At 69.3% G+C, this 14740-nt stretch carries 7 protein-coding genes and 1 pseudogene; 4 read left to right on the top strand and 4 right to left on the bottom strand.

What is annotated here, in order from left to right; all coding sequences use genetic code 11:
• Positions 1 to 494 precede the first annotated feature (494 nt).
• On the top strand, positions 495 to 5072 hold the full coding sequence (gltB, locus tag ACH4EW_RS31950; protein ID WP_398262987.1) for a glutamate synthase large subunit: 4578 nt from the start codon (positions 495 to 497) through the stop codon (positions 5070 to 5072).
• On the top strand, positions 5065 to 6525 hold the full coding sequence (locus tag ACH4EW_RS31945) for a glutamate synthase subunit beta (protein WP_398262985.1): 1461 nt from the start codon (positions 5065 to 5067) through the stop codon (positions 6523 to 6525). The genes gltB and ACH4EW_RS31945 overlap by 8 nt, the downstream gene beginning before the upstream one ends.
• Positions 6526 to 6644: 119 nt before the next feature.
• Here ACH4EW_RS31945 and ACH4EW_RS31940 read toward each other — a convergent pair whose 3' ends face one another.
• From ACH4EW_RS31940 to ACH4EW_RS31925, 4 genes are all read right to left on the bottom strand, one after another.
• Positions 6645 to 7094 (bottom strand): hypothetical protein, encoded by a 450-nt coding sequence (locus tag ACH4EW_RS31940; RefSeq protein ID WP_398262983.1) that lies wholly within the window; start codon positions 7092 to 7094, stop codon positions 6645 to 6647.
• A complete protein-coding gene (locus ACH4EW_RS31935) occupies positions 7091 to 7429 on the bottom strand; it encodes a hypothetical protein (RefSeq protein ID WP_398262981.1) in 339 nt (112 codons plus the stop codon). The genes ACH4EW_RS31940 and ACH4EW_RS31935 overlap by 4 nt, the downstream gene beginning before the upstream one ends.
• A 4-nt stretch (positions 7430 to 7433) precedes the next feature.
• Positions 7434 to 12725, bottom strand: a complete 5292-nt coding sequence (locus ACH4EW_RS31930) for a caspase family protein (protein ID WP_398262979.1) — start codon at positions 12723 to 12725, stop codon at positions 7434 to 7436.
• A 76-nt stretch (positions 12726 to 12801) separates the two neighbouring features.
• On the bottom strand, positions 12802 to 13737 hold the full coding sequence (locus tag ACH4EW_RS31925; RefSeq protein WP_398262977.1) for a rhomboid family intramembrane serine protease: 936 nt from the start codon (positions 13735 to 13737) through the stop codon (positions 12802 to 12804).
• A gap of 130 nt (positions 13738 to 13867) precedes the next feature.
• On the opposite strand from ACH4EW_RS31925, the gene ACH4EW_RS31920 reads away from it, so the two are divergent.
• Together ACH4EW_RS31920 and ACH4EW_RS31915 are read left to right on the top strand one after the other, a co-directional pair.
• Positions 13868 to 14032 (top strand): hypothetical protein, encoded by a 165-nt coding sequence (locus tag ACH4EW_RS31920; RefSeq protein ID WP_398262975.1) that lies wholly within the window; start codon positions 13868 to 13870, stop codon positions 14030 to 14032.
• A gap of 66 nt (positions 14033 to 14098) precedes the next feature.
• Positions 14099 to 14581: pseudogene (locus ACH4EW_RS31915) on the top strand (pyridoxamine 5'-phosphate oxidase family protein); the annotation flags it as partial.
• Positions 14582 to 14740 lie beyond the last annotated feature (159 nt).

The following is a 14740-nucleotide window of genomic DNA, read 5'->3' as shown; positions in this document are numbered from 1 at the left end:
CACCCCCCAGATCATGCGAACTACAGGGGGGAACAGTCATGCCGTCCCAGAGGCCGGGAACCCCATTGCGGGGCTGATCAAGAAGGTAATGGGGGCGGCGTTCCCCCATTTGCCGGTCCGTCTTGTTTCCGTGGCCTGTCCGCCATCCGTGTGACGTGCGTCTTGGCGCAGGCCTCCGGGCGGGCGGCTTCGCCGTCGTAAGGTGAGTCTCTATACAGGCATCCGCATAACTTGCTGTTACCTGGCGGTTTCGTTTCCTTTGCCGCCGGGCATGAGCCGTAGACACCGCGGGCAACGACGCCTGCTCTCTGTGATTCCCCTCGGGTGCCGATTCTCCGACCGCGACTCACCCCATCGCCTTGCACGGTGTCCGCATGTTGGAACGAGCTATCCGCTTTCTGAGAAGTGCCCCATTATGTACCTGCACGAAATTTCGCAGAGGGCCAACGTCGTCCCTCGGCACTGCATATGCCACGACGACGACGGGAGAGCCGATGCGTACCGACGCCTGGTCGCCCATGGACGGTCGCCCCGCCCCGCAGGGGATGTACGACCCCCGTAACGAGCACGACGCCTGTGGCGTCGGGTTCGTGGCCACTTTGACCGGTGCGGCCAGCCATGACCTGGTCGAGCAGGCGCTGACCGTACTGCGCAACCTCGAACACCGCGGTGCCACGGGATCCGAGCCCGACTCCGGCGACGGCGCCGGAATCCTCCTCCAGGTCCCGGACGCCTTCCTCCGCGACGAGGTCGCCTTCGACCTCCCCGAGGCCGGTGCCTACGCCGCCGGAATCGCCTTCCTGCCCGCGGCCGACTCCACCGAGGCCGTCCGGAAGCTGGAGAAGATCTCCGCCGAGGAGGGACTCAAGGTCCTCGGCTGGCGCGAGGTCCCGGTCACCCCGGAGATCCTCGGTAACGGCGCCCGCGCCACCATGCCCGAGTTCCGCCAGATCTTCGTTGCGGACGGTGAGAGCACCGGTATCGCGCTCGACCGCAAGGCCTTCGTCCTGCGCAAGCGCGCCGAGCGGGAGACCGGGGTGTACTTCCCCTCGCTCTCCGCCCGCACGATCGTCTACAAGGGCATGCTCACCACGGGACAGCTGGAGCCGTTCTTCCCGGACCTCTCCGACCGCCGCTTCGCCACCGCCATCGCACTGGTGCACTCGCGCTTCTCCACGAACACCTTCCCGAGCTGGCCGCTCGCCCACCCGTACCGATTCGTCGCGCACAACGGCGAGATCAACACGGTCAAGGGCAACCGCAACTGGATGAAGGCCCGCGAGTCCCAGCTCGCCTCCGGCCTCTTCGGAGCTGCGCAGCTGGACCGGATCTTCCCCGTCTGCACCCCGGACGCCTCCGACTCCGCCTCCTTCGACGAGGTCCTGGAGCTGCTCCACCTCGGCGGCCGCTCGCTGCCCCACTCGGTGCTGATGATGGTCCCGGAGGCGTGGGAGAACCACACCTCCATGGACCCGGCCCGTCGCGCCTTCTACCAGTACCACTCCACGATGATGGAGCCCTGGGACGGCCCGGCCTGCGTCACCTTCACCGACGGCACCCAGGTCGGCGCGGTCCTGGACCGCAACGGTCTGCGCCCCGGCCGCTACTGGGTCACCGACGACGGCCTCGTCGTGCTCTCCTCCGAGGTCGGTGTCCTGGACATCGACCCCGCGAAGGTCGTCCGCAAGGGCCGCCTGCAGCCCGGCAGGATGTTCCTCGTCGACACCGCCGAGCGCCGCATCATCGAGGACGACGAGATCAAGGCATCCCTCGCCGCCGAGCAGCCGTACGAGGAGTGGCTGGAGGCCGGCGAGATCGAGCTGGAGGACCTCCCCGAGCGGGAGCACATCGTGCACACGCACGCCTCCGTCACCCGCCGCCAGCAGACCTTCGGCTACACCGAGGAAGAGCTCCGCGTCATCCTCGCGCCGATGGCCCGCACCGCCGGCGAGCCGCTCGGCTCCATGGGCACGGACTCGCCGATCGCGGCCCTGTCCGAGCGCCCCCGGCTGCTCTTCGACTACTTCACCCAGCTGTTCGCGCAGGTCACCAACCCGCCGCTGGACGCCATCCGCGAGGAGCTCGTCACCTCGCTGCGCTCCTCGCTCGGCCCGCAGGGCAACCTGCTGGAGCCGACCGCCGCGTCGTGCCGCAGCGTCACGCTGCCGTTCCCGGTGATCGACAACGACGAGCTGGCCAAGCTGATACACATCAATGCCGACGGCGACATGCCGGGCATGAAGGCCGCCACGCTCTCCGGTCTCTACCGGGTCGGCGGCGGCGGCGACGCCCTCGCGGCGCGGATCGAGCAGATCTGCACCGAGGTCGACGCCGCCATAGAGGACGGCGCCCGTCTGGTCGTCCTGTCCGACCGGCACTCCGACGCCGAGCACGCGCCGATCCCGTCGCTGCTGCTCACCTCGGCCGTCCACCACCACCTCATCCGCACCAAGCAGCGCACCCGGGTGGGCCTGCTGGTCGAGGCCGGAGACGTCCGCGAGGTCCACCACGTCGCGCTGCTGATCGGTTACGGCGCCGCCGCGGTCAACCCGTACCTGGCGATGGAGTCCGTCGAGGACCTGGTCCGCGCCGGTACGTTCATCGAGGGCATCGAGCCCGAGAAGGCCATCCGCAACCTGATCCACGCGCTCGGCAAGGGCGTCCTGAAGGTCATGTCCAAGATGGGCATCTCGACGGTCGCCTCCTACCGCGGCGCCCAGGTCTTCGAGGCCGTCGGCCTGGACGAGGGCTTCGTCGCGAAGTACTTCAACGGCACCGCCACCAAGATCGGCGGCGCCGGACTCGACGTCGTCGCCAAGGAGGTCGCCGACCGGCACGCCAAGGGCTACCCCGCCTCAGGCATCTCCGCCTCGCACCGCGCGCTGGAGATCGGCGGCGAGTACCAGTGGCGCCGCGAGGGCGAGCCCCACCTGTTCGACCCGGAGACGGTCTTCCGCCTCCAGCACGCCACGCGCAGCAAGCGGTACGACATCTTCGAGAAGTACACGGACCGGGTGAACGAGCAGTCCGAGCGCCTGATGACGCTCCGTGGTCTGTTCGCCCTGAAGACGCATGAGAACGGCAAGAGCGACCGTGAGCCGATCCCGGTCGACGAGGTCGAGTCCGTCTCCGAGATCGTCAAGCGCTTCTCCACCGGCGCCATGTCGTACGGCTCGATCTCCCGCGAGGCGCACGAGACCCTCGCCATCGCCATGAACCAGCTGGGCGGCAAGTCCAACACCGGTGAGGGCGGCGAGGACGCCGACCGGCTCTACGACCCGGCGCGCCGCTCGTCCATCAAGCAGGTCGCCTCCGGCCGCTTCGGTGTGACCAGCGAGTACCTGGTCAACGCGGACGACATCCAGATCAAGATGGCGCAGGGCGCCAAGCCCGGCGAGGGCGGCCAGCTGCCCGGCCACAAGGTCTACCCATGGGTCGCCAGGACCCGGCACTCCACCCCGGGTGTCGGCCTGATCTCGCCGCCGCCGCACCACGACATCTACTCCATCGAGGACCTGGCCCAGCTGATCCACGACCTCAAGAACGCCAACCCGGCGGCCCGCATCCATGTGAAGCTGGTCTCCGAGGTCGGTGTCGGCACGGTCGCCGCGGGTGTCTCCAAGGCACACGCGGACGTCGTCCTGATCTCCGGCCACGACGGCGGAACGGGCGCCTCCCCGCTCACCTCGCTGAAGCACGCGGGTGGCCCCTGGGAGCTCGGCCTCGCCGAGACCCAGCAGACCCTGCTGCTCAACGGCCTGCGCGACCGTATCGTCGTGCAGACCGACGGCCAGCTGAAGACCGGCCGCGACGTCATCATCGCCGCGCTGCTGGGCGCCGAGGAGTTCGGTTTCGCGACCGCGCCGCTCGTCGTCTCGGGCTGCGTCATGATGCGCGTCTGCCACCTGGACACCTGCCCGGTCGGTATCGCCACCCAGAACCCGGTCCTGCGGAGCCGGTTCTCCGGCAAGGCCGAGCACGTCGTCAACTTCTTCGAGTTCATCGCCCAGGAAGTCCGCGAGCTCCTCGCCGAGCTGGGCTTCCGAACGATCGAAGAGGCCGTCGGCCACGCCGAGCTGCTCGACACCGACCGTGCGATCACGCACTGGAAGGCGCAGGGCCTCGACCTGGAGCCGCTGTTCCACGTCCCCGAGCTGCCCGAAGGCGCCGTCCGGCACCAGCTGGTCGAGCAGGACCACGGTCTCGCCAAGGCCCTCGACAACGAGCTGATCAAGCTTGCCGCCGACGCCCTGAGCGCCCAGAGCGCCGAGGCCGCCCAGCCAGTCCGGGCCCGGATCGCGATCCGGAACATCAACCGGACCGTCGGCACCATGCTCGGCCACGAGGTGACGAAGAAGTTCGGCGGCGCCGGTCTGCCGCAGGACACCATCGACATCACGTTCACCGGCTCCGCCGGCCAGTCCTTCGGCGCGTTCGTGCCGAGCGGTGTGACGCTGCGACTCGAGGGCGACGCCAACGACTACGTCGGCAAGGGCCTCTCCGGCGGACGCGTCATCGTCCGCCCGGACCGTGGCGCCGACCACCTCGCCGAGTACTCCACCATCGCGGGCAACACCATCGCCTACGGGGCCACCGGCGGCGAACTGTTCCTGCGCGGCCGGACCGGCGAGCGGTTCTGCGTCCGCAACTCCGGAGCGACGGTCGTCTCGGAAGGCGTGGGCGACCACGGCTGCGAGTACATGACCGGCGGTCACGCCGTCGTACTCGGCGAGACCGGACGCAACTTCGCCGCAGGAATGTCGGGCGGTGTCGCATACGTCATCGACCTGGACCGCGACAACGTCAACGCCGGCAACCTCGGCGCGATCGAGGCCCTCTCCGACACCGACAGGCAGTGGCTGCACGATGTGGTGCGCCGCCACCAGGAGGAGACCGGTTCCACGGTCGCAGAGAAGCTGCTTGCCGAGTGGGACACCGCGGTGGCCCGCTTCAGCAAGATCATCCCGTCCACGTACAAGGCAGTGCTCGCCGCCAAGGACGCCGCTGAGCTCGCCGGTCTCTCCGAACAGGAGACCACCGAGAAGATGATGGAGGCGGCGACCAATGGCTGACCCCAAGGGCTTTTTGACCACCGGGCGCGAGGTCGCCAGGACCCGCCCCGTGGGCGAGCGCGTCAAGGACTGGAACGAGGTCTGCGTTCCGGGCTCGCTGCTCCCGATCATCAGCAAGCAGGCCGGCCGCTGCATGGACTGCGGCATCCCGTTCTGCCACAACGGCTGCCCGCTCGGAAACCTCATCCCCGAGTGGAACGACTACGCCTATCGCGAGGACTGGACGGCGGCGTCCGAGCGCCTGCACGCCACGAACAACTTCCCGGAGTTCACCGGGCGGCTCTGCCCGGCCCCGTGCGAGTCGGCGTGTGTGCTCGGCATCAACCAGCCGGCCGTCACCATCAAGAACGTCGAAGTCTCCGTCATCGACAAGGCGTGGGACAGCGGCGACGTCACCCCGCAGCCGCCCGACCGGCTCTCCGGCAAGACCGTCGCCGTCATCGGCTCGGGCCCGGCGGGTCTCGCCGCGGCCCAGCAGCTGACCCGGGCCGGCCACACGGTCGCCGTCTTCGAGCGCGCGGACCGCATCGGAGGCCTTCTCCGGTACGGCATCCCCGAGTTCAAGATGGAGAAGTCGCACATCAACCGCCGCATCGAGCAGATGCGCGCGGAAGGCACCAAGTTCCGTACGGAGACGGAGATCGGCAAGGACATCGACGCCGCCAAGCTCCGCCGCCGCTACGATGCGGTCGTCGTCGCCGCCGGTGCCACCGTCTCCCGCGACCTGCCCGTCCCGGGCCGTGAGCTGAACGGCGTGCACTTCGCCATGGAGTACCTGCCGCTCGCCAACAAGGTGCAGGAGGGCGACCTGACGGTCTCCCCGATCACCGCCGAGGGCAAGCACGTCGTCGTCATCGGCGGCGGCGACACCGGCGCCGACTGCGTCGGCACGGCCCACCGCCAGGGCGCGCTCTCCGTCACCCAGCTGGAGATCATGCCCCGGCCGGGCGAGGACCGTAACGCCAACCAGCCCTGGCCGACCTTCCCGATGCTCTACAAGGTCACCTCCGCGCACGAGGAGGGCGGCGAGAGGGTCTACTCCGTCTCCACCACTCACTTCGAGGGCGACGAGCACGGCAACGTCCAGGCCCTGCACCTGGTCGAGGTGGAGTTCAAGGACGGCAAGCTGGAGCACAAGCCCGGCACCGAGCGGACGATCCCCGCACAGCTGGTCACCCTGGCCATGGGCTTCACCGGCACCGACCAGTCCAACGGCCTGGTCCAGCAGTTCGGCCTGGAGCTCGACGAACGCGGCAATGTCGCGCGCGACGCGGACTACGCCACCAATGTCGACGGAGTCTTCGTCGCCGGTGACGCGGGCCGCGGCCAGTCCCTCATCGTGTGGGCCATCGCCGAAGGCCGCTCCGCGGCGCGCGGTGTGGACCGCTTCCTGACCGGAGCCAGCGACCTGCCGGCCCCGATCCGCCCGACGGACCGTGCCCTGACGGTCTGATCACGGCACACAGGATGTCCCGTACAACGGCGTACGGAACTGAGCACGGCGCCTGCCCGTCCCCGACCGGACGATCCCGGCAGGCGCCGTGGCACATCCGGACACGGTCCGCTCACGCCCTAGACGGCCGGCGCAACCCAGGTGACGATCACTGCCGCCGCCACCCCGAGCACGCCGGCCAGTGCCAGCCATCGCGCCCACTCGACCAGTCGCCAGATCCGGTGCGTACGCCGTACCTCATCGCGCAGCAGCCGCTCCGGCTCACCGACGATCTCCCGTCCGGGCCGGTCGTGCACGGCGACGACGCTCAACCAGGACGCGGCGACGAGTGCCACGAAACCCGTGATCAGCAAGGCGATGATCGTCCATCGGGGGCCGGAGGCCAGCTTGCTGAGATTCTCCTGTCCCTTGAGGACGAAGACCGCGGTCAGTACCGCGGTCAGCGAGGACAGGAAGTTGCGGTAGCCCTCGGCCTGTTGCACGGCGAGCCGGAGCTGCTCGTGCGGATCGGCGAGGGCGTCCAGCCGGCGCTCGGCATCCCGCACCTGCTGCGGGGTGAAGTCCGTCATGGCGTCGGCCCGGCCTGCGCGACCAGCCCGACGGGCGGCGGGGCGAGCGTCAGCAGGGCCCCGCAGCCCTGCGGCTCGTTCGCCGGCCGAGGCATGTGGAGCGACGTGCAGCGGCAGGTGGTGCGCCACGTCCCCGGGCCCGGGTCCTCGCGGCGGCCCAGGAAACCGCCCCCCTTCGGGACCGGCGGCTGGACGGAGGGGAAGGTCCGTGTCATCGGGCAGCCGCACTGGATGCAGGTGCCCGATGCCGTGTAAAGCGCGCGGCCGCCGGATTCACGCAGCGTCCAGGTGAAGGTGAGCACTTCGTGCCGGGTGACGGTGGCGTTGTATTCCATGGGATCACTGGCTCTCTTCGACGGTCGGGGCGGGAGACGGCAGGTCGAGGCCGAAGAGAGGTGCGTACTGTCGCAGGCGCCCGATGACCTCGGTCTCGTCGAGATCCGTCTCCTCCGCGCACAGGGCGATGTGGTCCCGGGAGACCTCGCCGCTCAGCGCCGGCAGGCGACCGGTGAGCTGGGAGGTGAGGATGAGGACATCGCGCCAGTCCGGCAGCAGGGACGCCTCGCGGGAGTCGGGTTCACGCACGGTGACGTCCAGCCCCAGGCAGCGCAGGGGCGCGTAGCGCGCGTACGTCCGGCCGAGGTCCCAACCGAACCTGCCTGCCACCAGGACGAGTTCGAGCGGACCGAGGACGCCCGGTCCGAGAAGACCCTTGTCGAAGGCGGCGTGGTCGAACCGGTCGGGTGTGAAGTCGTTCAGGTCCGGCACGCCCGGCTCGGCCGGGTCGCCCGGCGGGGTCGGTGCGCCCACCTGGGCGAAGGTACGCAGACGGCTGACGGACGCTCCCAGCGAGCAGAGGCTGTACTCCGCATGCCTCAGCAGGTCCGGAATGGTCAGCTGGGCACGGAACCGTGCGGCGTGGGAGTTGTCCGTTCCGGAAACCAAACCGTGTACGACGTCGTTCGGTCCGGAAAGCAGGCTGTGCAGGTCGCCGGCGGTGGCGCGCAGCCCACGGGCGCTCGGTGGGAGTGGTTCGACCTTCAGAGGCAGATCCGTGCGTACTTCGTTCAGCAGATCCATCATCGTCCCGAGATCGCTGCCCTGCTGGACCGAAAGGGCCAGTGCGTAGGCCAGGCTGACGCCGTCCTCGTCGAAGTCGCCCCCGACGCTGATGTAATCGGAGTTGGAAATGGTTTTGGTCGCCGGATAGGGGGTCAGGAGACTGTCTCGGGTGGTTGCCTGTCGCTCCAGGGCAACCCTGTCGGTCCCTCTCCAGTCGATCGCTCCCAAGGCATCCAGGGCGCCTATCGCCTTGCGGAGTTCCGGCAGGTCTCTGCCCCGCTGGAGAAAGGCGCCGACCAGCTCCCATGGCCGCAGAGCGGATGGCGCCGATACCGACTGCCTTTCGAACATCAAGAAGGGAAGCGGGTACGGAACGAGCCAGTCCGCCGCCTCTTCGGGGATGCCTGGGGCGTGGGCACCGGTGACCGGAGTCGCGGCGTTGACCCGTCGGGCCACTTCTCCCAGAGGGGCTGCGAGTTCCGAGGTCGCCCGCAGCAGATGATGCAGCGGAAGCGCTCCCTCGCGCCACGGTGGTGTGCGGTCGAAATCCGCTGACAACAGGAGCTGCTGGTCGGGCGGGAGCGCACCGCATTCGAGCGCGGCAGCGGTGGGCGTGTGGACGAGGGAGAATCCCAAAGCGGTGAACTGCTCGATACGACGGGCGAGTACGTCGAGAGTCAGCGGAGGTTCCGTGCGGCTCAGCAGGTCGACGGGCCCCACTTCCCCCGGCAGCCAGCTCGGGGCCTGCATCCAGGGAGTGGCAGGAAGGTCCCCATCGATCGCGATACGGCAGACCTCGTCCTCGGTCACGCGCTCCTGGGCGAGCAGTGGGTCGAGTTCGGGAGGCTTCGGCAGTGTGGGGTCGAGGTGCGACAGCTCCTTGAGCAGATCCACCACCGCGCCGAGTGGGAGGTCGTGGAGTGCTGACACCGCAAGTATCGGGGCATGCACCGCAGGCGGCTTCGACCTGCGCAGCATCGTGGATTGCCGTCGGAACATCGAGACGATGTCCGTTGCCCAGGGATGCAACTGCCGTGCCACGGCTGCATAGCCCACGTAGAGGTCGGCGGCAGGCTGTCCCACCTCCCGGTCCCCCAACCGCCTCAGGTCGTCCACGGCCGGGACCGTGATCCCCGTAATGGCATAGCGGCGCAAGGCCCGCAACGCCACCCGCACCGGCACCTGGGCCTGCGCAGCGGCGTGGAGCACCGACACCCACGGTGGAGGCACGTCCCTCTGGAAGAGCAAGGCGTCCAGACTGTTGTGCGTGGGGTAGCCCGCCGGGGCGAAGTGTTCCTGAGACGCGAGGATTCCCAGGCGGGTGAACTGCCAGTCCCTGAACAGTGCGTTCTCGTGCGGACGTTCGGAATCGAGCTGTGCGCTGCTGTAGGTGCTGCGCACGGCCTCCTCGTCGAAAGGGAAGCAACCCGCCGTGGCGAGCTGCAGCCTCCCCGACACCAGCCGCTCGCCCTCCTCGGAGTTCAGCACGGCCGTAGCGCCCGGGGGCAGCCCGTCGAGTACGGCGACGGCGACGCGGGGCGCGTCTTCGGCCAGCTTCCACAGCCACCGCATCGACACTTCCTTGCTGTCGGCCACCGCGTCCGCGACTCCCTCCAGCAACTCCTCCAGTGCCAGGCCCTCGTCGTACGACAGCAGTTGATTACGGTCCACGCTGGGCACCGGGCTGTGCCGCTCGCGCAGGTTGATCACGCGTCCCTCGATGGCCGGCGCGTCCCGCACGGCCACGCCGTCCAGCAGTAACTGTCCCGGTCCCTGCACCAGCCAGGCGAACACCTCCGGGTTTTCGCGCCCGCGGACCGGGAGCGGGCTGCCGTGCCAGCCGTCCCGGTGCGCCAGCCGGCCCGGTTCCCAGCTGAGATTGCGGGCCGGCTCCCCGTCCTCGGTCAGCTCCTTCGCCGTCACCCGGTGCTCCGTCACCCACAGCAGCGAGCGCAACGTCTCCACCAGGGAGGGACGTTTCTCCCCCTTGCGGGGCTCGGCCAGATAGAGGCGGACCCGGGTGCCGCCGTTCGCCGGGACCAGCGGGTCGTCCGAGCGGTTGATCTGGAGCAGACCGGAACCGGACTGGATGTCCGCCCGCAACGGCTTCTCCTTGCCCGGCCGCCCGACGGAGTCGACCGCGTGAGTCCAGACGACGACCTCCTCGGCGAGCATGAAGTAACTGAACACCCCTATGCCGAAGCGGGAGTTCAAGGCCCGGTCGGCAATGCCGTGACGCCGCCAGTTGCGTCGTTCCAGGACGAAGTCGGGGTCCTGCTCGTACCGCTTGCCGGCCCGCGCGAACATCGAGGTGAGCTTGGAGCGGGTCATGCCCGCACCCGTGTCCAGGCACTCGATGTACGGACGGTCGTCGTCCCAGCCCTGAGTGAACGTGATCTCGCCCTCCCAGCCCTGGGCGGCGGTCATCTCGCCGTCCCACGGAGTCCGGGTGAGACCGTACTGCCGTCGCATGTCGCGGTACCGGCAGGCGTCCAGCGCGTTCTGGTACAGCTCCCGGACCGCCAGCATTCGGTCCCCGTACAGCTGGGTGCCCATCAGCAGGGGCCGGATCTCGTCCTCCGCGAGGCGGAACCGTTCCAGCGGCTCCTGATAGCGCCCCGGCAGCGCTCGCAGCTGCTGCGCCGTCACCTGGTCGGGCAGCCCGCGCAGCAGCGGCTGCGATCCGACGTCGCGGCGGAACGCCCGTACGGTGGCGTCGGCATCGAGGACGAGTTCCTCCACCGCGGCGTGCAGGGCCGGGTGCGGGCATCGGAACCAGACGGTGAGACCGTACGTGTCGGCGGTGCGACCCTCGTCCTCCTCGTAATCGAAGCCGGTGCCGAGCGCCTTCACGACATCGGAGGGCAGCAGGGGGGCGTGAGCGCCCAGGTGGTCGACGAGCACGCTGGAGAGTCTGCGCGGGTCCGCGGCGAGCAGTCCCGCCGTCCACAGCAGCCGGGCCAGTTGCAGCCCGCGCAACCGGTTGCCGCGTACCGGCCGCCAGTTCTCGTCCCAGGTGTCGTCCGCGTGGTCCAGATTGATCCGGGGGCTCCGGCCGGGTTTGACCGTGAGATGTCCGAGGACCTGGCGGACCTTGCTGTCGATCTCCTGCCTGGTCTCCGCCGTGACCGTCCCCGCGACGGGGGTGTCCGCCGCCACCTCGATGGCCGCGACCGTCATGCCGATGAGCCGGTCGACGAGGCCGTAGTCCCGGGTTCGTTCCCACAGCCGGTCCCAGTCGGCGATGAACCGGTGGCGCAACCAGTGGTCCGCGGCGGTCGTGGCGGCCCGGAGCCTGGGCCCGCGTCCCCGTAGCGTCTCGGTCGTCCGCAGCACCATGGAATGGGCGCGGCAGACGTCGCGGGCGGCGTCACGCACCAGCCGCCGGTGGTCGCCTGCCACCTCGGTCAGGTGGCGCGGCCCCGGGTCGAACCGGTCGGGCAGGAGTCCGCGCAGTTCGTCCAGGGCGATGGCGACGACACCCTCGTGGACGACGGTCGCGGCCAGCAGACACGCCGTCTCCGCGGGGGTCAGCCGCTCTCCGCGCGGCAGTTCCGCTCGTGCCACCAGGGACGTGAGCCTGGCCTCGACGCGCGCCGGGTAGAGCGGGTCGGACCAGGGGTCGTCGCGGTGGGCACCGGATCCCGCGCAGCTGTCGACCACACAGTGCACCAGCTCGGTCAGCTTGTCCTTGACCCGGTCATGGGTGGCCTCGGTGCCGGAGGTGTGACTCCAGAGCCCGGACTCGCGGATCGTCCGGGCCCAGTGCAGGGTCTGCCGCGAACCCTCGCAGAGGACCGGGTCGGACTGTTGGGCGCCGGACGGCGGGATGGGCATCCGGGTCTCGACCCGCGGGGGTTCGGCCTGCGGGTGCTGGTCCGCGATCCGGCGCAGCTCGGCCTCGGTGTGCCGGGCCACGTCGAGAAATGTCCTGGGCGGGTTCGTGAAGGACAGCGCACCGGCCAGTGCCCGGGCGAACCAGCTGCCCTCCACCTGATCCGCGTAGGCCCGCTGTCCGGCGCCACAGCTGTACAGCCAGTAGGCGTCGTGGCTGCCGGAACTCCACCCGCCTCCCGTCCGCACGGGCACCGCCGCGCCGTTCGTACGGCAGATGTCGAGGCAGACGACGGCGGTGACCCCGGCAGGCAGAGAGCTCAGCAGCCCGCTCGCGTCGGCCCGGAGAAGGCTGCCGGGGAGCAGGCCGAGGCTGCCGTCCGGGAGCCCCGGCCCGGGCTGGGCGTCGGCAAGGACCAGATGGTCCTTGCCGTCGATGGTCTCGCCGTGGCAGGAGACGTAGAGGAACGCCGTGTCGCCCGGTTCGCAGGAGCCCAGGAACCCGGAGACCTTGCCGAAGACCGGATTGAGACCCGTGTCCTCGTGTTCCACGACGACCGAGTAGTCGGACTGCTTCAACGCGGTGGCGATCAGCGACACATCGCGTTCGGCGAAGTCGAGCGGGCGATACCGGGCAGCGAGATCAGGGTCCTTGGCCAGATACGGGGTGTCCTTCACGCCGATCAGCAGCGCGCGCCGCCGTCCAGCCGCAGCCTCACCCTGTTCCCACTCCACGCGTGCCCCCAGCCCTCTTGTCCCCGGCCTCATCATTCCAGAAGTGGCCCACGGTAGAGGGGCGTCGGCGGACCGCTCAAACCGCTCCGCCGCCGGTCAGCTGCGACGTCTTGAGGACTACCAGGGCGACCAGCGCCACCAGCAGCACACCGCACGCGGCGGATTGCGCGAGGGTGCGCCGCTTCGCCGGGGCGTACGCGTACGCGAGCGTGACGATGCCGCCCGTCAGCAGCCCGCCCAAGTGGCCCTGCCACGAGGTGAATCCGGCCGAGATCAGCATCCAGATCAGGAACCCGGCCATGAACCGGTTCACCGCCTGCATATCGCGTCCGAGGCGACGGTTGATGACGTAGAACGCCGCACCGAGACCGAAGATCGCACCCGAGGCGCCCACCGTGATGTCGGACGGCGCGATCAGATACACCAGGACCGAACCGCCCAGCGCGGACAGCAGATACACCGCGAGGTAACGGGCCCGGCCCAGCTGCTCCTCGACGACGCGGCCCAGATTCCACAGCGCGTACATGTTGAAGAGGATGTGCAGCACTCCGAACGGCAGCGAGCCGAAGGACGACTCGCCCGGCGGGAGATGCAGGAAGGTCCCGGTCAGCAGCCGGTACCACTCGCCGTCCACCACACCGATCACATCGAAGCCGGGGAATTCCCCGGCCCCGTAGACGTACTGGCCTCCGTCCGGGCCGGTCAGCCCCGCACCGAGCATCGCGAACCGGTCGACGATCCCCGGACGGACCAACTCGCCGAGATACGCCAGGATGTTCAGGCCCATCAGCACATATGTGACGAGCGGCACCGCGGTCCTCGACACCGCACCGCCGAACACCGTGCGCGCCTGCCGGATCGAACGCTGTCCCTCCTTCACGCACTCCACGCAGTGGTGGCCGACAGCGGCCTCGCGCATGCAGTCGGGGCAGATGAACCGCTCACAGCGGGTACAGCTCACATACGTCTCGTACGATGGATGGCGATAACAGGTGGTGACCGCGGCCTCCACGGCAGGCTCCTTCACGGTGGGCGGACACGAGCAGCCGGTGGGGACGGCGGCGATCAAGATAGCGAACACGGCCGCCCCGGGCACATCCGGCACTGCCAATCGTGGGCGAGGTCGTAAGACCGACCGGCAAATGGGGGGCGGAGCGGTCCTGGCCGTCGTGCTGGAGGACGGTGCGGTGGTCGACGGCCAGGACGTCGAATTCGACTGCTACGAAGCGTTGTTGGCGCAGGGCGAATCGCCGGGGGTGCTGCGGACGCAGGGTTGGACGCTGGTGGTCACCCCGTCGAGCAGATGAGAATGAGCAGGTGCTGGCCGGGGAATCCGGACAGAAGATGTCGGGATTCCAGGGTTTCATGGCCGCATGACATCGAGTTCCTGGGGAGAGTTCCAGTCGGCGCAGCCGGCCTTCGCCGACACCGTCCGGACCCGCTTCCAGCAGTACAAGCACCACGTCCTGGCGACCCTGCGCAAGGATGGATCGCCGCGCGTGACCGGCCTCGAAGTGGATTTCCGGCTGGGTGAGCCGTTCCTCGGCATGATGCCGAACTCGCGCAAGGCGCTGGACCTGCTGCGCGATCCACGGTTCGCGGTGCAGGCCAATCCGGGGCCGGACGCCGAGATGGCCGACGGGGACGTCCGGATCTCCGGCCGCGCGGTGGAGGTGACCGACCCCGCCGTGCTGGCCCGCTTCATCGAGGAGGTGAAGCCGCCGGAGCCGTTCCACCTCTTCCGGGTGGAGCCGACCGAGGTGGTACGCACCGGTCTCGAAGGCGGCGACACCCTGGTCATCCAGGTATGGCGCCCCGGTCACCCCCTGCGCACCTTCCGCAGGGGCAACGACGACGGCTCACTGATAACCGGAGGATGCCCCGGCCTTCAGGCCGGGGAGGAATCCGGCTTCCCGCGTGGCGGGGCAGGAGGAGCCGAATCGTCGCCGGGTGATTCGGTGTCCGCTCCAGCGGTGCGGAGGGCGACCTCGAGCATGTAGATCAGTTCGGAGTTG

The organism is Streptomyces sp. NPDC018000 (genome assembly GCF_044328025.1).
Classification (GTDB): Bacteria; Actinomycetota; Actinomycetes; order Streptomycetales; family Streptomycetaceae; genus Streptomyces.
Note: the sequence above shows the minus strand (reverse complement) of the source record. Positions and strands in the feature narration are given on the sequence as shown.

Excerpts from the sequence above, each read along its gene's own strand:
- gltB (WP_398262987.1), top strand. The coding sequence starts at position 495 with ATGCGTACCGACGCCTGGTCGCCCATGGACGGTCGCCCCGCCCCGCAG.
- ACH4EW_RS31945 (WP_398262985.1), top strand. The coding sequence starts at position 5,065 with ATGGCTGACCCCAAGGGCTTTTTGACCACCGGGCGCGAGGTCGCCAGG.
- ACH4EW_RS31940 (WP_398262983.1), bottom strand. The coding sequence starts at position 7,094 with ATGACGGACTTCACCCCGCAGCAGGTGCGGGATGCCGAGCGCCGGCTG.
- ACH4EW_RS31935 (WP_398262981.1), bottom strand. The coding sequence starts at position 7,429 with ATGGAATACAACGCCACCGTCACCCGGCACGAAGTGCTCACCTTCACC.
- ACH4EW_RS31920 (WP_398262975.1), top strand. The coding sequence starts at position 13,868 with ATGGGGGGCGGAGCGGTCCTGGCCGTCGTGCTGGAGGACGGTGCGGTG.